Origin of the sequence: Leisingera sp. MMG026, from assembly GCF_021654205.1 — a bacterium.
GTDB lineage: Bacteria > Pseudomonadota > Alphaproteobacteria > Rhodobacterales > Rhodobacteraceae > Leisingera.
Map to the genome: position 1 here is coordinate 1 of NZ_JAKFZM010000063.1, position 19,357 is coordinate 19,357.

The following is a 19,357-nucleotide window of genomic DNA, read 5'->3' on the forward strand; positions in this document are numbered from 1 at the left end:
GGTCATTCCTGTTGCGGTTCATGGCCGCCATCGCCGCCTTGGCATGTCGCGCTTCAATGCAGACTGCGGGCAAGCCTGCGCTCGTGAGGCGGTTGTAAAGCCACTGCGGCAATGGCCCGGCTTCGAAACCAACTCGCCCGAAAGTGCCGTCGATACCAGCCAGCACTTTGCCGATGTCGGGACCGCCTTTGCCTCAAGGATCATTCCGCACTCGGCATCGGCAACACAGATGCTGGTCATCTCGAGTGAGACGTCGAGGCCCACATACAATACTCTAGTCATGGCCGTTCTTACGGACTGTTGTGACTGCAAATGTCGCGTTGTTTGCTGGCGCCCAGGTGGTTTTCCTGCCAGGATTCGATGCGGATGCGATCCTAGATGCACTGCGCCGTCTTTCAGTTGCCGGGGTTGAGGCGCGGATCATGAAGGACGTTGCAGGGGCGCCTGGCGGAGAGATCGGCGTGCTGGAGGTGCGCGGAGCCAACGCGTTCCAGGGCTATTGGCAGGTGCCGGAGAAAACCGCCGAAGAGTTGTGGCCGGACGGCTGGTTCATCACCGGCGATATGGCCAGGACTGATGCTGAAGGCTATGTCACCATTGTCGGACGCGTGAAGGATCTGGTCATCACCGGCGGCTTCAATGTCTACTCCAAGGAGGTGTCGAGTCTGATCGACGGTCTGCCCGGTGTGCTGGACAGCGCGGTGATTGGCGTGCCGCATCCGGATTTCGGAGAGGCCGTGGCGGTGCTGGAGGGCGCAGGCACCAGTGCAGAACGCATCAAAACGGCGCTGTCTGGCCAGCTGGCCAAGTTTAAGCAGCCCAAGGACGTTATCCTGTTGGAGGCCCTGCCGCGCAACACCATGGGCAAGGTGCAGCAGAAAGCCCTGCGCGAGGTATACGCAGGGCTGTTTGTCTGAACAATGCAGGGCGCCGCCCGTGCCGCAAGCGGCACAGCTGTTTAGTTCTGATACGCCGAAGGGCGCGCCTCTTCCCCGCGCCATTCCCGTATCGCCTGAACCAGGATCTGGAAGGCGGAGCTTAGGAACAGCCCGCCCATGATGCCGGCCACAATCAGGTCCGGCCAGCCGGTCGCCGTGCCCCAGACGCCAAACGCGGCAATCATCACCGCCACATTGCCGATCGCATCATTGCGCGAGCACAGCCAGACAGAGCGCACATTGGCGTCGCCATCCTTGTAGCGTGCCAGCAGCATGACCGAGATCAGATTGGCGGCCAGCGCCATAAAGCCGATCACCCCCATGATCTGCGCCTGCGGCACATCGACAAAAAACACCTGATAAACGGTAGAACCGAACACCCACAGACCCATCAGCAACAGGCTGATGCCCTTGCCCAGGGCCGCCAGTGCCCGGGTGCGCAGGGTAGCGCCGATCACCGCCAGCGAAATACCATAGGTCAGCGCGTCGCCCAAAAAGTCCAGCGCGTCCGCCTTCAGCGCTTGGCTGCCCGACAGCTGGCCCGCGCTCATTTCCACCGCAAACATGGCGGCGTTTATGACGATTACCAGCCAAAGCCTGCGTTTATAATCTGCCGAGACCCCGTCAAAACGGGCGTTGTGATTGCAGCAGCCTGCCATTTCTCTTGTCCTCATTCCTGATTCGAGATCAAAGTAGGGCCTCTAGTCACTAGAGCTTCAAGAGGTTCCGCAGATGTTTTCCATCGGTCAGCTGTCCAAGACCACCGGCGTAAAGGTTCCCACCATCCGCTATTACGAGGAAATCGGTCTGCTGCCTCAGCCCGGCCGCAATGCCGGCAATCAGCGCCGCTACGGGCAGGACGGAATGAACGCGCTGGGATTCATCAAACATGCTCGCGACCTCGGTTTCCCGTTGGAAGATATCAAGTCTTTGATGGGACTGGACGGGAATCTCGGAGATGACTGCGCCGAAGCGGACCGCATTGCCCGCAGTCAGCTGGCCATTGTCCAAGACCGGATCCGCAAGCTGGAGCAGCTGGCGGCGGAGCTGGAGCGGATCAGCCATCTTTGTGACGGCGGCAATGGCGGCTGCTGCAAGGTGCTGACGGCTCTCGGTGACCACAGTCAATGCTCGGGCGATCACAGCTGAGAGTGTTTTCCCATCTCGGCTGCCGGGAAACCCGCTGTTAGAGCCGTATACTCAGCCGATCCTGCCTTGATTCTCACCAATCTGGCCACGGTGCAACAGCAGGTGGTCCAGGATCACGCAGGCCATCATCGCCTCGGCCACCGGTACGGCGCGGATGCCGACGCAGGGGTCGTGGCGGCCCTTGGTGATGACCTCCACTGCCGAGCCATCCTTGCGGATCGACTGGCGCGGGGTGAGGATCGATGACGTCGGTTTCACCGCAAAACGCACAACCACATCCTGCCCGGTGGAAATGCCGCCCAGGATACCGCCGGCGTGGTTGGAGGAATACTCCGGCCCGTTCTCGCTCATGAAGATCTCATCGGCATTTTCCGAGCCCTTGAGGCGCGCGGCATTCATGCCCTCGCCGATCTCCACGCCCTTCACGGCGTTGATCGACATCATCGCGGCGGCCAGATCAGTGTCCAGTTTGCCATAGACTGGTGCGCCGATGCCTGCGGGGACATTGCGGGCGACAACTTCGACAACGGCGCCCACCGAGTCATGCGCCTTGCGCAGACCTTGCAGGTAATCTTCCCACTCCTGCACGGCGCCGGCATCGGGGATCCAGAAGTCATTCTGCTCGATCGCATCCCAGTCGAACCGGCTGCGGTCGATCTCCAGCTCACCCATTCGGGTCATATAGCCCTTGATCTCCAGCCCCGGCACCAGCGCCTTGATTGCTTCACGTGCAACACCGCCCGCTGCAACCCGCGCTGCGGTTTCGCGCGCCGAGGAACGGCCGCCGCCGCGGTAGTCGCGGTTGCCGTATTTCTGGAAATAGGTGATGTCAGCATGGCCCGGACGGAAGGTCTGTGAAATCTCGCCGTAATCCTTGGATCGCTGGTCGGTGTTTTCGATCATCAGCTGAATCGGGGTGCCGGTGGACATGCCGTCGAACACGCCGGACAGGATTTTCACCGCGTCAGGCTCATTGCGCTGGGTGGTGTTCTTGTTCTGGCCGGGGCGGCGCTTGTCGAGCCACTGCTGCAGTATCTCCGGCTCCAGCGGCACATTCGGCGGACAGCCGTCCACGGTGGCGCCAAGCGCGGGCCCGTGGCTTTCGCCCCAGGTGGTGACGCGGAAGAGGTGTCCAAAGCTGTTCATCGACATGAGGCGCGGTCTCCTTTGCGGGACGTGCTTAGCGGGCAGGGGCCTGTGCCTCAAGAGGATTCCTGTGCGGCAACGCGGGCTGGGGCGCTGCCACCGCCGCCTGCGGCGGCTCCCCCGGGATATTTTCAGCAAGAGGAACTGAGGGGGCGCTGGCTGCGGTCCAGTTTGCCAAGGGCCATAAGTCCTGGCGGGGCTTTGGCTTGTGTTCGCGGCGTCTGGAGCATAAGGTCCGCGCGACCTCGGGGTGCGCAGCAGCGCTGAGATGACACCCGTTGAACCTGAACCGGATCACACCGGCGGAGGGAAGGTACTGGACAGCCTCCACCCTTGCCCAACGCCGCAAAGGAGGATGGCTTGAAACATCTTGTTTTTGCCGCGGGACTGCTTGGCGCCTCGGCGGCTTTTGCCGAAACGCCGGAACTTACCGTGTATACCTACGACAGCTTTGTCTCCGACTGGGGCCCCGGACCGGCAGTTGAAAAGGCGTTCGAAGACGTCTGCGGCTGCGATCTGAAACTGGTCGGCGCGGGCGACGGCGCCGCGTTGCTGGCGCGGGTGAAGCTGGAGGGCGAGCGCTCGGACGCAGACGTCGTTCTGGGTCTCGACACCAATCTGACCGCGGCGGCCAAGGAAACCGGCCTGTTTGCGGATCATTCGGTCAGCGCCGAATTTGCGCTGCCGGTCGAATGGAACGACGCGACCTTTGTGCCTTATGACTGGGGCTATTTTGCCTTTGTTCATAACGCCGATGCAGCGGTACAGGCGGATTTCCCGTCGGATTTCAAGGCGCTGGCAACCAGCGACATGAAGATCCTGATTCAGGATCCGCGCTCCTCGACCCCGGGTCTGGGCTTGCTCCTGTGGGTGAAAGCCGCCTATGGCGATGAGGCGCCGGAAATCTGGAAGAGCCTCTCTGACAACGTTGTCACCGTGACCAAGGGCTGGTCCGAGGCTTACGGCATGTTCCTGGAAGGCGAGGCCGACATGGTGCTTTCCTACACCACCTCGCCCGCCTATCACCTGATTGCTGAGGAAGACGGCTCCAAGGCGGCTGCCGCCTTTGACGAGGGTCATTACATGCAGGTGGAAGTTGCAGGCAAACTGGCAAACACCGATCAGTCTGAGCTGGCCGACCAGTTTCTGGAATTCATGGTGTCCGACGCCTTTCAGTCGATCATTCCGACCACCAACTGGATGTACCCCGCTGTGACACCGGCTGCGGGTCTGCCGGAGGGTTTCGAAACGCTGATCGCGCCAGGCAAGTCCTTGCTGCTGAGCGAAACTGAAGCGGCAGAGGTGCGGGATGCAGCGCTTGGCGAATGGCTGGACGCGCTCAGCCAGTAGGCTCCGTTCCTGGAATCAGCGCGGCACTGCTTGTCGTCGCGCTGATCTTGGGAACCTTGGGTGCTGTGGCACTCAGGGCCGAGGCCGGAACCGGATTTGGTGCCAGCGACTGGGCGGCGTTGCGGTTCACGCTCACTCAGGCCAGTCTGTCGGCGCTGCTGAGCGTCGGTCTGGCGATACCCGTTGCCCGCGCATTGGCGCGGCGACGGTTTCCAGGGCGGGCATTGCTGATTGCCCTGCTTGGCGCCCCCTTCATTCTGCCGGTGATTGTTGCCATTCTGGGCCTTCTGGCGGTGTTTGGCCGGGCTGGCTGGCTGAGCAGCTTTTTCGGCCTGTTCGGGCTGGAGCCGGTGCAAATTTATGGCCTGCACGGCGTGGTCCTGGCACATGTCTTCTTCAACCTGCCGCTGGCGACTCGGCTGATCCTGCAGGGCTGGCAGGAAATCCCGGCTGAACGCTTCCGATTGGCCGCGCAGTTGGATGCCGGTCCGCGGGCGATGTGGAGGCTGCTAGAGGGGCCGATGCTCCGGCGGGTGGCGCCGGGTGCTTTGGCTGTCGTCTTTGCCATCTGCCTTTCCAGTTTTGCGGTTGCGCTGACCCTTGGCGGCGGCCCCAGGGCGACCACGATCGAGCTGGCCATCTATCAGGCGTTCCGTTTTGATTTCGACCTGGGCCGGGCTGCGCTTTTGTCGGGGTTGCAGTTATTGCTGACCGGCGCAGCTGCGCTTGCCGCGCTGCGGGTGTCGGCGGGCGAAGGGTTCGGTGCCGGCCTTGACCGCGCGGTGCGGCGCTGGGACGGGCAGGGGGCCTTGGCGCGCTGTCTTGACACCGTTTGGATTACCCTTTCAGCTGGTTTCTTACTGTTGCCGCTGGCAGCGATCGTGCTGGCCGGACTGCCCGGGCTTGCTGACTTGAAGGGCACGGTATGGCAGGCCGCGGGGAACTCCATTCTGGTGGCTGCAATCAGCACTGTAATCCTTCTTGCGTTGGCCTTGCCGATGGCGGCTGCGGTTGCAGCTGGCCGGAACAGCCTGACCGAACTGTCGGGCATTCTTGGGCTTGCGGCCTCTCCATTGGTGATTGGCACTGGGCTGTTCATCCTTATCTACCCCGTCGCAGACCCTTTTGCCCTGGCGCTGCCGGTGACGGCGCTGGTCAACGCGGTGATGGCGCTGCCCTTTGCCATGCGCATCCTGGTGCCCCGTGCGCGGGAGGTGCTTGGACGTTATGGCCGGTTGTCGCTGTCGCTGGACATGCAGGGCTGGGCCTTTGTGCGCCGGGTCTTTCTGCCCCGGATGCGGGCGCAGACCGGGTTTGCCGCGGGCCTGGCTGCGGCACTGTCGATGGGGGATCTGGGCGTAGTAACGCTGTTTGCCGATCCGGATTTCGCAACGCTGCCCTTGCAGATTTACAGGCTGATGGGGGCCTACCGGATGGAGGCCGCAGCGGGTGCTGCATTGCTCCTGCTGGTGTTGTCGGTGGGTGCGTTTTGGATTTTGGACCGCGGAGGGCGCTGGCATGCTGAGGCTTGAGAATTGCCGGATCATGAACGGCGGCTATGTGGTAGAGGCGGATCTTGAGATTGCGCCGGGTGCCTGCGTCGCGGTGATTGGTCCATCGGGTGCCGGTAAGTCCACGCTGGTGGAGGCAGTGGCCGGTTTCCTGCCGGTCACCCGTGGGCGCGTCTCTTGGAACGGCTCAGACCTGACCGGCAGGCCGCCGGGCAAGCGGCCGGTGGCGATGCTGTTTCAGGACGGCAACCTGTTTCCGCATCTGACCGTGGCGCAGAACGTCGGTCTGGGGTTGCATGCGAACCTGCGGCTCAACCAGGCGGAGTGGCAAGAGATTGACGCAGCGCTGATCCGGGTTGGTCTTGGCGGCATGGGGGGGCGGAAACCTGCGGCTCTGTCCGGCGGGCAGCAAAGCCGGGTGGCCCTGGCACGGGTACTGGTGCAGGGCCGCGATATCCTGCTGCTGGATGAACCTTTTGCGGCACTTGGTCCGGCGCTGAAGGCAGAGATGCTGGATCTGGTTGCGGAACTGGCGCGCGAAAGCGGCGCCACGGTGCTGATGGTCAGCCATGATCCGAATGACGCGCGCCGGATTGCGGGCCAAGTGGTGCTTGTGGCGGATGGCAAGGCGCATCCGCCGCAGGGAACGGCGGACTTGCTGGACAATCCGCCGCCCGCGCTAAAGGCCTATTTGGGTTAAGCGGCCATCGCCGCTGCCCGTGTTTTGCCGATCATCAGCGCGGCATTGGCGGCCTCGCGTCCCTTTTCCACGAAATGCGCGCGGTAAATCGCGTTGTGGTGATCGGTTTCCTGGTACTGATGCGGGGTCAGCGACACCGACAGCACCGGAACCCCGGTGTCCATTCCGGCGCGCATCAGCCCGTCAACCACGGCTTGCGCCACAAAATCATGCCGGTAGATGCCGCCGTCGACGACAAAGGCGGCACAGGCCACAGCTGCGTATTTTCCGCTTTTGGCCAGTTCCTGCGCCAGCAGCGGCATTTCAAAAGCACCTGGGACATCAAAGACATCAACCTGATCCGCCGGGATCAGCTGCTGGAAACCGTCCAGCGCACGGTCCACAATACCGGCGTGCCATTGCGCCTTGATGAAGGCATAGCGGGTGTGTGTCATGTCGTAATCTCCTATAGGTTTGACACGTCACCCAAGGCGATCACGAACGGCAGGCACGCAAAGGGCTAGGCAGCCCGGAACGGTCCTGACGCACGTTCTCTTCCATCCGGACTGTGACCGTCGGCTCTGGAGTTGCACCAGATCTGCTGACACATCTATGCTTGTTCCACAATTTTCCCGAAAACCGGTTCCCACTTTTCGGATTGTGGACACAGACGCCGCTCGCGGGCTTACGGGACTTGGCCCGCTTACCGCCGGTGGGGAATTCCGCCCCGCCCTGAGAACGCCGGGACTTTGCCAAGCAGCAGAGATTCCTGCAAGCGGGAACTGCGCCTAAGGTCAGGTTTCCACCAAGTCATAGTGTTTGATGCTGCGCGACTCGACCAATTCGGCCTCAGCCGGGTCGATGTGCGGACTGGTGTAGTCTTCGCCCGCGAAGGCCTTGAGCGACGCCAGATCCTTCCACACCATCACAAAGCTGAACTCCCGCGGAGTTTCGGTGCGCGGCACGCCTGGCAGGACGGTAACGATGCCCTTGGTGCCTTTCATTAGCGGAATGGCGGTCTCATGGAAGAACTTGCTGAAATCGGCCTCCTTGCCCGGCCGGATGACAACCTGGAATATCCGCATGATCATTTGAGGGTCCTCCTGACATTGGCTGAGCCAGACCAGTATAGCACAGTGTGCTGATTGCCCCTTCCCCTTGGCAGGGCATGCAGTAGGCTGCAGCCAAACAGCGGAGGATTTTCCATGAAGCTTACATATTCACCGGCGTCGCCCTTTGCCCGCAAGGTTTTGGTGCTGCTGCATGAGACCGGGCAGATTGAGGATGTTGAAATCCTGAATGTGACCACAACGCCCCTTAGCCCCAGTGCAGAGGTGAAAGCCAGCAACCCGCTGGCCAAAATCCCGGCGCTTGAGCGCAATGACGGACCTGCGCTGTATGACAGCCGGGTGATCTGTGCCTATCTGGACGACCGGGCCGGCGGCAGGCTGTATGGCGGCGGCTGGGACAGTAAGGTTCTGGAAGCCACCGCCGATGGCATTATGGATGCGGCGATCTTGATGGCTTATGAAAAACGCCTGCGCCCTGAGGAAAAACAATGGGATGGCTGGCTGGATGCGCAGCGCAGCAAGGTTCTGGGCGGCTGTGCCGCGCTGAATGCGCGCTGGATGAGCCATCTGCAGGGGCCGCTTGATATTGGCCAGATCGCGGTGGCCTGTGCGCTGGGATATGTGGACTTGCGCCACCCTGATGCGGGCTGGCGCCAGGGCAACGAGGCACTGGCGGAGTGGTTTGCGGGCTTCGAATCGCGCCCCTCGATGCAGGCCACAAAACCGCCGGCGGGCTGAGCGCGCCTCTTGATTAAGACAGGTGCCGCACCGATATGGGTGCGGCACGGTCACACAGTGGTGACAGAATTGCCGTCTGCGGCTTTCTGCGCGCCTATGACCGCTGGACGAATGCCCTTCTCCCCGCTAGACACGCGCCAGAGCCACTGCGAGCAATCGCGGTGCATGCGCATGTTTGCCCTAAACGGGCGCTGGAATTGGAGAAAACCTCGTGTCCCACGCAGAAGACCACGAAGGAACCCGGAGAGATTTCCTCTACTACGCCACTGCCGGCGCCGGGGCAGTGACCGCGGGTGCCGCCGTATGGCCCCTGGTCAACCAGATGAACCCCTCCGCCGACGTGAAAGCGCTGTCCTCGATCCTGGTCGATGTCAGCGGCGTAGAAGTAGGCACGCAGATCTCGGTCATGTTCCTTGGCAAGCCGGTGTTCATCCGCCGCCGCACCCAGGAAGAGATTGATGAAGCCCGCGCCGTGGAGCTGTCCGAACTGATCGACCCGCGGTCGGAAAACCCGAACAAGCCGGGTACTGACGCGGCTGACGCGAACCGCACCATGGACGAGGCCGGCGAATGGCTGGTGATGATGGGTGTTTGCACCCACCTGGGCTGTGTGCCGCTGGGCGACGGTTCCGGCGATTTCCACGGCTGGTTCTGCCCCTGCCACGGTTCGCACTACGACACCGCAGGCCGCATCCGTAAAGGCCCGGCGCCTGAGAACCTGCATGTGCCGGTGGCTGAGTTCACCGACGCCAACACCATCAAGCTGGGATAAGGAAACGCGCTCATGTCCGGTATTCCGCACGACCATTACGAGCCGAAGACAGGCGCAGAAAAGTGGCTGCACAGCCGCCTGCCCATCGTCGGTCTTGTCTACGACACAATCATGATCCCCACCCCCAAGAACCTGAACTGGTGGTGGATCTGGGGCATCGTCCTGGCGTTCTGCCTGGTGCTGCAAATCGTCACCGGCATTGTCCTGGTGATGCATTACACGCCGCATGCCGATCTGGCCTTTGCCTCGATCGAGCACATCATGCGCGACGTGAACGGCGGCCATATGCTGCGTTACCTGCATATGAACGGCGCCTCGCTGTTTTTTGTTGCTGTCTACATCCATATCTTCCGCGGCCTGTTCTACGGCTCCTACAAGGCGCCCCGCGAGATCATCTGGATTGTCGGCATGCTGATCTACCTGATGATGATGGGCACCGCCTTCATGGGCTATGTGCTGCCTTGGGGGCAGATGTCCTTCTGGGGCGCCACCGTGATCACCGGGCTGTTCGGCGCGATCCCGTTCATCGGCGAGCCGATTCAGACCTGGCTCTTGGGCGGACCGGCAGTGGACAACGCCACCCTGAACCGCTTCTTCTCGCTGCACTACCTGCTGCCGTTTGTGATTGCAGCCTTGGTGATCATCCACATCTGGGCCTTCCACACCACCGGCAACAACAACCCCACCGGTGTTGATGTCCGTAAAGGCTCCAAGGCTGAAGCAGAAAAAGACACTCTGCCGTTCTGGCCGTACTTCGTGATCAAGGACTTCTTGGGCCTGGCCGTTGTGCTGGTGGTCTTCTGGGCGATCGTCGGCTTCATGCCGAATTACCTGGGCCACCCGGACAACTACATCGAAGCCAACCCGCTGGTGACACCGGCGCACATCGTTCCGGAATGGTACTTCCTGCCGTTCTACGCGATCCTGCGCGCCTTTACCTCGGAAGTGTGGGTGGTTCAGTTCGCCTCCTTCGTGACCGGAGGCATTGTCGACGCCAAGTTCTTTGGTGTTCTGGCGATGTTCGGTGCAATTGCCGTGATGGCACTGGTGCCCTGGCTGGACACCTCGCGCGTCCGTTCGGGCCGTTACCGTCCGATGTTCAAATGGTGGTTTGCCCTGCTGGTGGTCGATTTCTTTGCCCTGATGTGGCTGGGTGCGATGCCGGCGGAAGAACCCTATGCATCGTTCTCGCTGATCGCATCGGCCTATTGGTTCGGCTACTTCCTGGTGATCCTGCCGCTGCTCGGTGTGATCGAGAAGCCGACGGCTCAGCCTGCCACCATCGAAGAGGATTTCGACGCCCACTACGGCAAGAAGTCTTCTGCTGAAGCCACTCCTGCCGAGTAAGAAGAAGGAACACCTCGCAATGTTCAAGAAACTGGCAACCGGTGCCGCCTTCGCTCTGGCCATGATCCCTGCTGCGTCCTACGCAGCAGGCGGCGGCGAACAGCACATCACCGACTACGCCTTCTCGTTTGAAGGCCCGTTCGGAACTTATGACCGCAACCAGCTGCAGCGCGGCCTGCAGATCTACACCGAAGTTTGCGCAGCCTGCCACGGGCTGAAGCTGGTGCCGTTGCGCACCCTGGGCGACGAGGGCGGCCCGCAGCTGCCTGAGGATCAGGTGCGTGCCTACGCGGCCGACAACTTCAGCGTTTATGATGCGGCACTGGATGAGGACCGCCCGGCCAAGCCGGTCGACCACTTCCCGGAAAACAACAACGCCGGCGCCCCGGACCTCAGCATGATGGCCAAGGCGCGTGCGGGTTTCCACGGCCCCTACGGTTCGGGTTTGAACCAGCTGTTCAAGGGCATGGGCGGCGCCGAGTACATCGCCTCTTTGCTGGCTGGCTATACCGGTGAAGAAAAGGAAGAGGCTGGCACCATCTTCTATCAGAACACTGCCTTCCCGGGCGGTTGGATTTCGATGGCGCCGCCGCTGTCGGATGAGCAGGTGGAGTTTGCGGACGGCCATGCCAATGACGTGGATGCCATGGCGCAAGACGTCGCGGCTTTCCTGATGTGGACTGCTGAACCCAAGATGATGGCGCGCAAGCAGGCCGGTTTTGTCGGCGTGCTGTTCCTGACCGTTCTGTCGGTTCTGCTGTATCTGACCAACAAGAAGCTGTGGGCGCCGCACAAGGGCAAAGACTGATCCTTGTCTGACTGACAGATTGAAACATCAAACCCCCGCAAGTGCTGCTTGCGGGGGTTTTTCGTTTTGAGGCGCTCAGGGGCGCTGCCCCTCTGCCCTGCGGGCATTCACCCCGGGGTATTCCGGACCAGAAAGAAGCCGGCCGGACTGGTCACAACAGCGGGCTGACCACCAGCTGGGGGAGCCCGTTGGAGGTTTTTTGCGGCGAGCGGTCGTCCGCGCCTATCACCGCGGACACCCGTTGGCGCCAGGAGGAAAAGCTGTCGAACTGGACCACGTCCACCGGGGTATCAAACTGCAGGGTAATCCGGCGGTGGCCGTTGATGCCGCAGGCCGAGAGGCCGTGGACATAGCCGGTGTAGGGCTGGCCCAGGTACTGGCCTTCAACACGCATCCCGACTTGCAGATCCGGGGTGTTTGAAGCGCGGGCGCTAAGGGTGTTCCAGTCGCGGAAGCCATAGTATTGCGCGATCCGTTCGAGGGCGGTGCTGTGGCTTATGGGCTGGCCCTGGGCCTGTGAATGCTTACGCAGCAGACGCGCTTCGGTCTTGAGCTGCGGAACGGGAGGGAGAGCAGGCGGTGGCTGCATGGGGTTACCTTTCGCGTGAAGGGCGCAGTTGCCGATGCAGACAGGGCTCGCGTTGCTATCCGGGCATGCACCCAAGCGTCAGGAAGGATCCTTGTCCGGATTTCACCAAAGCCAAAGGCTGCGAGCGGCAGGTAACCGGGACCTTGTTGAAGTCATAGCGCAGTTCAGACTGCGCTGCAATTGCAGGCAGGCACGCTTGACGGATGAGGAGACCGGAGCGCACCCTTTAGAGGGTGTATCAATACGAGTTGGGAGGCGTTGCAATGACGGGGCTATCGAATGCAGAGATCCTGCGGGAAGCAATGACCAGGTGGAATGGCTGCAAAGCGGGCGATCTGGCCATGTGGGATGACTATACCACCGAGGACATGAGCATGCGTTCGATGGGGGAGGGCGCGCATGGGCTGGATTTCAGTGCGGCACGGAACGGGCGCGCGCAGCTCCAGAGCTATCTGAGTGAGCTGACCAGTGCCTTTGAAATGGAACACTGGACGCTGGAAGAGACGGTCTCGGAGGGCGACCGGGTGGTTGGGCTGGGCACCACGGCCTGGACTTGCAAAACCACCGGAAAGCGGGTGGAGACGCCTGTTGCCATTGTCTGCCGGTTCCGGGACGGGCGCATCTGCGACCTGCACGAGTTCTACGATTCCGCTTCGGTGGCGGCCGCAACTTGCTGACGCATTCAGCGCGTTGATCAGGCGGTGAGCTGGCTGCCGCTGGCGCCTGTTATGGCGGCGGTGACGATCCGGCCCTCTGGCTGCGGCGCGGCAAAGGCCACCTCGGTGAATTGCTCGGTGCGGCCCATATGCGGGTTTTCCATCAGGATGCGGTGGGTCTGGCCGATCTGATCAGCCAGGTGGCGGGCGACCTGGGCGTCGCCAGCCGCGCGCAGACGGGAGGCGCGCTCCTTGGTGACGTTGCCGTTTACCTGGCTGGGGATCTTTGCGGCCGGGGTGCCGTCCCGCTTGGAATAGGGGAAGACGTGCAGCCATGTCAGGTCGCAGTCTGTGACCAGCTTCAGAGAGTTCTCGAAATGGGCGTCGGTCTCGGTCGGGAAGCCGGCGATGATGTCGGCGCCAAAGGTCATCTCCGGGCGCAGGCGGCGGGCTTCCTCGCAAAACGCGATGGCGTCGTCGCGCAGGTGGCGGCGGGCCATGCGTTTCAGGATCAGGTCGTCGCCATGCTGCAATGACAGATGCAGATGCGGCATCAGCCGCGGTTCGGTGGCAATCGCCTGCATCAGGTTATCATCCGCCTCGATCGAATCGATCGAGGAGATGCGCAGCCGCGGCAGGTCCGGCACCAGCTTCAGAATCCGCATCACCAGATCGCCCAAACGCGGCTGCGCAGGCAAATCAGCGCCCCAGGAGGTGAGGTCCACCCCGGTCAGAACCACTTCGTTATAGCCCTTGTCCACCAGCCGCTTGATCTGGTCGATGACCACGCCTGCGGGGACGGAGCGGGAGTTGCCGCGGCCATAGGGGATGATGCAGAAGGTGCAGCGGTGATCGCAGCCGTTCTGGACCTGCACATAGGCGCGGGAGCGGGTGCCGAAGCCGTCGATCAGATGGCCTGCGGTTTCAGTCACCGACATGATGTCATCGACCTGCACCTTTTCCGTGCTGCCGATGAAGTCCGGGCCCTTGGCAATCTGCTGCCATGTCTCGGGCTGCATCTTCTCAGTGTTGCCGATGACGCGGGTGACCTCTTCCATCGCGGCAAAGGTTTCCGGCTCGGTCTGGGCGGCGCAGCCGGTCACGATGATGGGGGCCTCCGGGTTTTCGCGGCGCAGTTTGCGGATCTCCTGGCGTGCCTTGCGCACGGCCTCAGCGGTCACCGCGCAAGTATTGACGACCACAGCATTCTCAAGGCCCGCCTGCTGGCTCAATTCCTTCATCGCCTCGGTCTCATAGGCGTTGAGGCGGCAGCCAAGGGTGGTGAACTTGGGTACGCTCATTTCAACGTCTCCAGAAACTCGCGTGTGAAGCTGCCGTCGAAGACATGCATGGTCGGGCCGGTCATCCACACGCCGTCCTCGGCCCAGTTGATCCACAGAGTGCCGCCATCGAGATCAACCTGCACCTTGCGCCCTGTCAGCCCGCGGCGGGCCGCAGCAACGGCTGTGGCGCAGGAAGAGGAGCCAGAAGCCAGTGTCACCCCCACACCGCGCTCCCACACGCGCATGCGGATGCGGTCGGGGCCAGTCACCTGGGCGACTTGCACATTGGTGCGCTGAGGGTACAGCGGGTGGTGTTCATAGCGGGGGCCGAATTCCGCGAGCGGGATCAGTTCGGCGTCGTCAACGAAGAAGGTGCAATGCGGGTTGCCCATGCCGGTTGCGGTTGGGCCGCCTTCGATAGGCAGTTCCAATGTGTCCGCGTCCTCGGCCAGCGGAATGTCCTGCCATTCAAGCTGCGGATGTCCCATATTGACCGAAGTAAGGCCATGGCCGGCATCGCGTGCATATAGGTCGCCGCGGTCCGTAGTCAGATGCAGCCCGGGCTTGCCGCTTTCCAGAATCAGGTGGCGCGCCACGCAGCGGGTGGCATTGCCGCAGGCGCCGGAGGTGGAGCCATCGGCATTGTAAAAGGTGAGATGCGCGTCTCCGGGGCCATTCGAGATGACCGTCAGCTGATCAAATCCCACGCCGAACTGGCGGTGGGCGATTCCTTTGGCCATAGCCGGAGTAATGGCAATGTCCTGTGCACGCGCGTCGACAACAACAAAGTCATTGCCCAGCCCGTGCATCTTCATGAATGGGAGTGCGGTATCTGCTTGGGTGTTCATTCCGGGCATATAGACCTGCGCTGCAGATGAATCCAGTCTTCGGTGAGAAAAGTTGAAAAAAGGGGTTGACCCCCCGCCGCACTGGCCCTAGATACGCCGCCTATCGGGACAGCATGACACAGGCTGCCAGGCAGTTCCGAAGCGAAATAAGTGCTTGATCCTCTTGGAGAAAACGCTTAGACAGCAACGAAGAAGTGGGCCGTTAGCTCAGTTGGTAGAGCAACTGACTTTTAATCAGTAGGTCGTTGGTTCGAACCCAACACGGCTCACCACTTCTTTCAACTACTTACAGGCTGCAGGCGGAAAATGACCGCGCTTACAGCAGCCACCTAGCGACTACGCGGCATAGATTGACGTAGAATGGTGTAGAAAGCGACTGCTTCAGTGCGCTGAGTTTGCATCGCTGATTGGTGCGTACAGTGTTGTTTTTTGCATTTTGAAGAGCTTTCAGTACACTGACAGCGCACGGCCTGACAGATGTCTGTCAGGCACAGCTTACCAAAAACAAAGAAATTCTGAAACGCTGCGCATAAAAAGGCGGAGCTTTGTCTGCCTGTACGCAATCACAACACAATTAAACCAATCAGCACGGGAGCTTTCCAAGATGGACAGCACTCTTTCGTCGCATGCAAAGTTGGCTGCCGATATGTCTTCCACCTACTTCAAGGTTCACCGCACTGCGTCCAGTCTTGGAGTGAAGAGGGCTTGGACGCCAGAATGGCCTTATCAAGGGCGGCATGAGCACCAAGCTGCATGCGATCTGCGATAACAAAGGGGGCTGTAGAAGATCTTACCATTGAACACCCCCCTTGTGCGCTTTCGAAGCACGGCGAACACAGGCTTTCAGGGAAAACCTGCCCCTGCATGCCTTCACGGCACTGCAGGCAAGGCAGTGATGCGCCCAAGGCTGTTTTGCCTGCTTCTTTGATGCAGGCAAAAGGCGCAGGATACTGCTGGATCAGCCGCTCACCGATGACCGCTGTGCGTCATCCCCCATGGAGATCAACAGCGGATCTTCCGCCTGCCGCGCTTTAAAACCCGCCTTTCCTACCACCCCTTTCCAACTAATTTGTGTCAGGGATTGGGCCACGGCACCGCCTAGTGTGGTGCCGGGGCCCGTCACAATGAACAGGTCCGGCGCAAACTCATAAGCTGCATTCTGCACCGCGCGGGTGAAGTCATAGGCCTCCACCACCTGACGCCCAAGCGTGTAATCCCACAGCGCCTGTTTATCCGTGGCACCCGGCCACCAGATCTGCCCGCGGCCATCAATCAGCGGCACATCCGGCTGAGAGAACATTTCGGGACTCAGCCGCTTGCGCCCCTCGGCTGCCACCGGTGCTTGCAGCGCTGTATGGAACGCGGCATGGTTGGCCAGCCGCATGGGGAAGCGGTCGTCCAGCACCGGCACCGCGGCCTCAAATGCTGACAGCCCGGCCTCATTCCCGGCCAGCACCAGCATTCCGCCCAAGTCAATCGACAGCCCCAGGTTATGCTCCTCGCGCGCATTGATCTCTGCCGCCAAGTCCAGCAGCCCGGTCTTGCGGCGCGGGTTATCCTGCCAATCCGGACCTGCAAAGGGATAGACCAGCTGGCCGCCGATCAGCTGCTGCTGCATCAGCGTGCCCATGGTGTTCACCACCTTGAACCCATCTGCCGCGCTCAGCGCTCCGGCTGCCGCCAGTGCGGTGTACCAGCCCATGGAATTGCCGGTAACCGCGACAATTTCAATGTCTTCCGCCAACGACTGCGCATCTGCCAGCGTTGAGGCATAGATCAATGGCGATGCTATGTCCCCGCGGGAGTACTTTGACATCGAAAACCGGGTTGCCCCGTCGAGCGCCGTAACTTCCTCCTGCCCGGCGTCCTTGCGCTTCGCATCAAATCCGGCGAACAGCGCCGCCTTGTCCGCATGGTGGCGGTGCAGGTACCCCAGCTCCGCCTTGTTGTAAGTGCCCCGTCCCGGGCAGATCAGAACAGCTGTGCGGGTCATGACTTGCCTCCTGCCAGCTTAAAGGCAGCTGCAACAATGCTATCCTTCGACGGCAGCGTGGCACCATAGGCCGGCCCAGTGGCAATGAAACAATCACTGGCCGCCACCCGCGCCGTTGGGGCATCGCCTTGTTCCGCAAACAGTGCCATCAGCGCCTCTGACAGGCTGCCTGTGATGCGGCATTCATCGACAACCAGCACATGTCTGCAATCTTTCACCGCCTCCAACAGCGCTGCCTCCGGCAACGGCGCCAGCCAGCGCAGATCCACAATCCGCGCGTCCACACCCTGGACCGCCAGTTCCGCCTGCGCCTGGGCCGAAAGATACCGTCCATTGCCATAGGTCACGATGGCCAGATCGGTGCCTTCCCCATGCACACCCGCTTCGCCCAAAGCGATCCGCCGGTCCGGCGAGGGGTAGGTCCGCATCCAGCCGCCATCCTTCGCCTCATGCAGGTCCCGCATCGGATACAGCGCAATCGGCTCCACAAAGACCACCACCCGCTGCTCCTCGCGCGCCAGCCGCACCGCCTCGCGCATCATCATTGCAGCCTCAGCCCCATCTGACGGACAAGCTATTACGATTCCGGGAATATCCCGCAGCACCGCCAGAGAGTTGTCATTGTGGAAGTGCCCGCCAAAACCCTTCTGATAGCCAAGGCCCGCAATCCGCAGCACCATCGGGTTGGTGAAGTGCCCGTCTGAGAAGAAAGGCAAAGTCGCCGCTTCGCCGCGCAGCTGGTCCTCGGCATTGTGCAAATAGGCAAGGAACTGGATTTCCGGGATGGGCACAAACCCATTGTGCCCCATACCAATCGCCAGCCCCAGGATCGACTGCTCATCCAGCAGCGTGTCGATTACCCGGTCCGGTCCGAACCGCTGCTGTAATTTCTGAGACACGCCGTAAACACCGCCCTTGCGGCCGACATCCTCGCCCATCATGACGATTTCGCCATGCTCCAGCATCAAATCCGTCAGCGCCCAGTTGATCAGCCGCGACATCGGTTGCGGCTCCTCCATCGCCCGCATGTCGCTGCCGAACGCCGCCGCCCGCTCCTCTAAGCGCGGGCCATTGGTGGGCGTACAGGTCCGTGTTGGCGGAATCAGGCTGGCAGCTACATCTTCTGCCGTCTTCAGATGCGGCCGTGTCACCGCCTCCGCCCGGATTCGCTCCACCCGCGCGCAAGTATCAGTGTAAATTTTCAGCGCTTCCTTGGGCCGCAGCGCCCCGGCTTCATTCAGCAGCCGCACCGAATGTAGCAGCGGATCATTGGCTTCATCCGCCTCAACCTCGGTCTTGCTGAGGTAAGTGGTCGGAAAATCCGCCCCGGCATGGCCGTACAGCCGCACGGTGCGCAGATGCAGGAAGGCCGGTTTCTTGCGGGTCCGCACATACTCTGCTGCCTCTTGCGCCACTGCAAAGGCGTTATAAATATCCAGCCCATCTGCTTTGAAGTATTTGATGCCCGGCCGCTGCGCCATCGAGGCCTCGATCCAGCCCTTCGGCGTTTTTACGGAAATGCCGATACCGTTGTCCTCGCAGACAAACAGCAAAGGCAGCGGCGTCGATTGCACCGAACTCCAGCCCGCGGTGTTGATTGCCCCCTGTGCGGTCGAATGGTTGGCCGAAGCATCCCCGAAAGAGCACATGACAATGGCGTCTTCCGGCAGCACCTGATGCTCTGGCTGGTGCCGCTTGGCTGCACCGACGGAATAAGCCGCCCCCACCGCCTTGGGCAAATGCGAGGCAATGGTAGACGTTTGCGGCGGGATCATCAGTGCCTTGGAGCCCAGAACCTTGTGCCGGCCGCCTGAGGTTGGGTCTTCGCTGGAACAGGCAAAGGACAAAAGCATGTCCCAGGCAATCCGTTGCCCCGGAACCTGATCTGCCCGGGCAATCTGAAACGCTGCATCACGGTAATGCAGGAAGGCCATGTCGGTCGGGCGCAGCGCCCGCGCCACTGCCGCCATCCCCTCATGCCCCGAGGATCCGATGGTGTAAAACCCCTCGCCCGCTTTTTGCATCGCCCGGCTGGTCAAGTCCAGCGCCCGGCTCAACACCTGTGCACGAAAAGTGCCAACCGCCTCTGATACGGCAAGCGGTCCTGCGGGTGCCGCACCTCCAGGGAAGTCTGCGGCCTTAACCCGGTCCAGGAAATTCTTATGCACGATCTGGGCGCGGTCCATGCGGCCTCCTTGGAATAAACTCTGGGCACATTTATCCGCGAACGCGCCGTCAAAACCAATGAGATTGCCTACTGCTGTCATTCCAAGTTGGAATGCCTTGCTTGCGTTGCCCAGTGTGATCCTGCCACCCTTTCCAACCACATCCGGCAACTACTCTGACGTGTTGCTGCAAGGCCATCTGCAGCCCGCTGCCTTGCGGTTCTTTTGGAACCAGAGGGAGCGCGATGAAGCGATAGCCTCCTCTCGGCTGCATGCGCGTATGTGCCTGCCGGGCAGTGGATACGAAAAATACGA

General features: G+C 61.5%; 19 protein-coding genes, 1 tRNA gene, 3 pseudogenes and 2 riboswitches. Of the genes and pseudogenes, 12 read left to right on the top strand and 11 right to left on the bottom strand.

Going from position 1 to position 19,357, the window contains the following annotated elements:
* Nucleotides 1-136, bottom strand: a pseudogene (locus L1069_RS21600) (IS110 family transposase); the annotation flags it as partial.
* A 175-nt stretch (nucleotides 137-311) separates the two neighbouring features.
* Between L1069_RS21600 and L1069_RS21605 the strand changes: the two are divergent.
* Nucleotides 312-917 (top strand): annotated as a pseudogene (locus tag L1069_RS21605) (hypothetical protein); the annotation flags it as partial.
* Between the two features lie 41 nt (nucleotides 918-958).
* Here the strand turns inward: L1069_RS21605 and L1069_RS21610 are convergent.
* Nucleotides 959-1,597, bottom strand: a complete 639-nt coding sequence (locus L1069_RS21610) for a cation transporter (RefSeq protein WP_237456999.1) — start codon at nucleotides 1,595-1,597, stop codon at nucleotides 959-961.
* 73 nt (nucleotides 1,598-1,670) lie between these two features.
* Here L1069_RS21610 and L1069_RS21615 point away from each other — a divergent pair, with 73 nt between their 5' ends.
* A complete protein-coding gene (locus tag L1069_RS21615; protein ID WP_237457000.1) occupies nucleotides 1,671-2,087 on the top strand; it encodes a helix-turn-helix domain-containing protein in 417 nt (138 codons plus the stop codon).
* A gap of 51 nt (nucleotides 2,088-2,138) precedes the next feature.
* On the opposite strand, the gene aroC is transcribed toward L1069_RS21615, so the two are convergent.
* The gene (gene aroC, locus L1069_RS21620) at nucleotides 2,139-3,239 is read right to left on the bottom strand and encodes a chorismate synthase (protein WP_237457001.1); all 1,101 of its coding nucleotides are present in this window, start codon (nucleotides 3,237-3,239) and stop codon (nucleotides 2,139-2,141) included.
* 230 nt (nucleotides 3,240-3,469) lie between these two features.
* Nucleotides 3,470-3,561: riboswitch (TPP riboswitch) on the top strand.
* 32 nt (nucleotides 3,562-3,593) lie between these two features.
* Here aroC and thiB point away from each other — a divergent pair.
* From thiB to L1069_RS21635, 3 genes are read left to right on the top strand one after another with little or no spacing between them, the layout of a single operon-like run.
* The gene (gene thiB / locus L1069_RS21625) at nucleotides 3,594-4,583 is read left to right on the top strand and encodes a thiamine ABC transporter substrate binding subunit (RefSeq protein ID WP_237457002.1); all 990 of its coding nucleotides are present in this window, start codon (nucleotides 3,594-3,596) and stop codon (nucleotides 4,581-4,583) included.
* A complete protein-coding gene (locus L1069_RS21630) occupies nucleotides 4,559-6,115 on the top strand; it encodes a thiamine/thiamine pyrophosphate ABC transporter permease ThiP (RefSeq protein WP_237457003.1) in 1,557 nt (518 codons plus the stop codon). The genes thiB and L1069_RS21630 overlap by 25 nt, the downstream gene beginning before the upstream one ends.
* The gene (locus tag L1069_RS21635) at nucleotides 6,102-6,794 is read left to right on the top strand and encodes an ATP-binding cassette domain-containing protein (protein ID WP_237457004.1); all 693 of its coding nucleotides are present in this window, start codon (nucleotides 6,102-6,104) and stop codon (nucleotides 6,792-6,794) included. Before L1069_RS21630 ends, L1069_RS21635 begins: the two co-directional genes overlap by 14 nt.
* On the opposite strand, the gene L1069_RS21640 is transcribed toward L1069_RS21635, so the two are convergent.
* On the bottom strand, nucleotides 6,791-7,228 hold the full coding sequence (locus L1069_RS21640; RefSeq protein ID WP_237457005.1) for a 6,7-dimethyl-8-ribityllumazine synthase: 438 nt from the start codon (nucleotides 7,226-7,228) through the stop codon (nucleotides 6,791-6,793). The two genes, L1069_RS21635 and L1069_RS21640, sit on opposite strands and share 4 nt — an antisense overlap.
* A 90-nt stretch (nucleotides 7,229-7,318) precedes the next feature.
* Nucleotides 7,319-7,517: riboswitch (FMN riboswitch) on the bottom strand.
* A gap of 50 nt (nucleotides 7,518-7,567) precedes the next feature.
* The gene (locus L1069_RS21645; protein WP_237457006.1) at nucleotides 7,568-7,864 is read right to left on the bottom strand and encodes a hypothetical protein; all 297 of its coding nucleotides are present in this window, start codon (nucleotides 7,862-7,864) and stop codon (nucleotides 7,568-7,570) included.
* Between the two features lie 114 nt (nucleotides 7,865-7,978).
* Here L1069_RS21645 and L1069_RS21650 point away from each other — a divergent pair, with 114 nt between their 5' ends.
* The 4 genes from L1069_RS21650 (at nucleotide 7,979) to L1069_RS21665 (ending at nucleotide 11,508) form a co-directional block, all read left to right on the top strand.
* A complete protein-coding gene (locus L1069_RS21650) occupies nucleotides 7,979-8,581 on the top strand; it encodes a glutathione S-transferase (protein ID WP_134830993.1) in 603 nt (200 codons plus the stop codon).
* Nucleotides 8,582-8,792: 211 nt separating this feature from the next.
* Nucleotides 8,793-9,353: a ubiquinol-cytochrome c reductase iron-sulfur subunit gene (petA, locus tag L1069_RS21655; RefSeq protein ID WP_129372721.1), complete on the top strand. Its 561-nt coding sequence runs from the start codon at nucleotides 8,793-8,795 to the stop codon at nucleotides 9,351-9,353.
* Nucleotides 9,354-9,365: 12 nt separating this feature from the next.
* A complete protein-coding gene (gene petB, locus L1069_RS21660; protein WP_129372722.1) occupies nucleotides 9,366-10,700 on the top strand; it encodes a cytochrome b in 1,335 nt (444 codons plus the stop codon).
* A gap of 19 nt (nucleotides 10,701-10,719) precedes the next feature.
* Nucleotides 10,720-11,508, top strand: a complete 789-nt coding sequence (locus L1069_RS21665) for a cytochrome c1 (RefSeq protein ID WP_237457007.1) — start codon at nucleotides 10,720-10,722, stop codon at nucleotides 11,506-11,508.
* 151 nt (nucleotides 11,509-11,659) lie between these two features.
* Here L1069_RS21665 and L1069_RS21670 read toward each other — a convergent pair whose 3' ends face one another.
* Complete coding sequence (locus tag L1069_RS21670) at nucleotides 11,660-12,097, bottom strand: glyoxalase superfamily protein (protein WP_134830992.1); 438 nt, start codon at nucleotides 12,095-12,097, stop codon at nucleotides 11,660-11,662.
* A 263-nt stretch (nucleotides 12,098-12,360) separates the two neighbouring features.
* Here L1069_RS21670 and L1069_RS21675 point away from each other — a divergent pair, with 263 nt between their 5' ends.
* On the top strand, nucleotides 12,361-12,774 hold the full coding sequence (locus L1069_RS21675; RefSeq protein WP_237457008.1) for a nuclear transport factor 2 family protein: 414 nt from the start codon (nucleotides 12,361-12,363) through the stop codon (nucleotides 12,772-12,774).
* A 17-nt stretch (nucleotides 12,775-12,791) separates the two neighbouring features.
* Here L1069_RS21675 and mtaB read toward each other — a convergent pair whose 3' ends face one another.
* Entirely contained in the window at nucleotides 12,792-14,054 is a 1,263-nt protein-coding gene (mtaB, locus tag L1069_RS21680) for a tRNA (N(6)-L-threonylcarbamoyladenosine(37)-C(2))-methylthiotransferase MtaB (RefSeq protein ID WP_237457009.1), read from the bottom strand.
* Complete coding sequence (gene dapF / locus L1069_RS21685; protein WP_237457010.1) at nucleotides 14,051-14,893, bottom strand: diaminopimelate epimerase; 843 nt, start codon at nucleotides 14,891-14,893, stop codon at nucleotides 14,051-14,053. Before dapF ends, mtaB begins: the two co-directional genes overlap by 4 nt.
* A 187-nt stretch (nucleotides 14,894-15,080) precedes the next feature.
* On the opposite strand from dapF, the gene L1069_RS21690 reads away from it, so the two are divergent.
* Nucleotides 15,081-15,156, top strand: a tRNA-Lys gene (locus L1069_RS21690).
* Nucleotides 15,157-15,536: 380 nt separating this feature from the next.
* Nucleotides 15,537-15,660 (top strand): annotated as a pseudogene (locus tag L1069_RS21695) (IS5/IS1182 family transposase); the annotation flags it as partial.
* A gap of 182 nt (nucleotides 15,661-15,842) precedes the next feature.
* On the opposite strand, the gene L1069_RS21700 reads toward L1069_RS21695, so the two are convergent.
* The 3 genes from L1069_RS21700 to L1069_RS21710 all read right to left on the bottom strand — a co-directional run.
* Nucleotides 15,843-16,877 carry an ACP S-malonyltransferase gene (locus L1069_RS21700; protein WP_237457011.1) on the bottom strand — a complete coding sequence of 345 codons (1,035 nt, stop codon included), beginning with the start codon at nucleotides 16,875-16,877 and terminating at the stop codon, nucleotides 15,843-15,845.
* Nucleotides 16,874-19,063, bottom strand: coding sequence for an alpha-ketoacid dehydrogenase subunit alpha/beta (locus L1069_RS21705; RefSeq protein ID WP_237457012.1), 2,190 nt, complete (start codon nucleotides 19,061-19,063; stop codon nucleotides 16,874-16,876). Before L1069_RS21705 ends, L1069_RS21700 begins: the two co-directional genes overlap by 4 nt.
* A 49-nt stretch (nucleotides 19,064-19,112) precedes the next feature.
* Nucleotides 19,113-19,357: hypothetical protein (locus L1069_RS21710; protein ID WP_237457013.1), on the bottom strand; the 245-nt coding region annotated here is incomplete at its 5' end.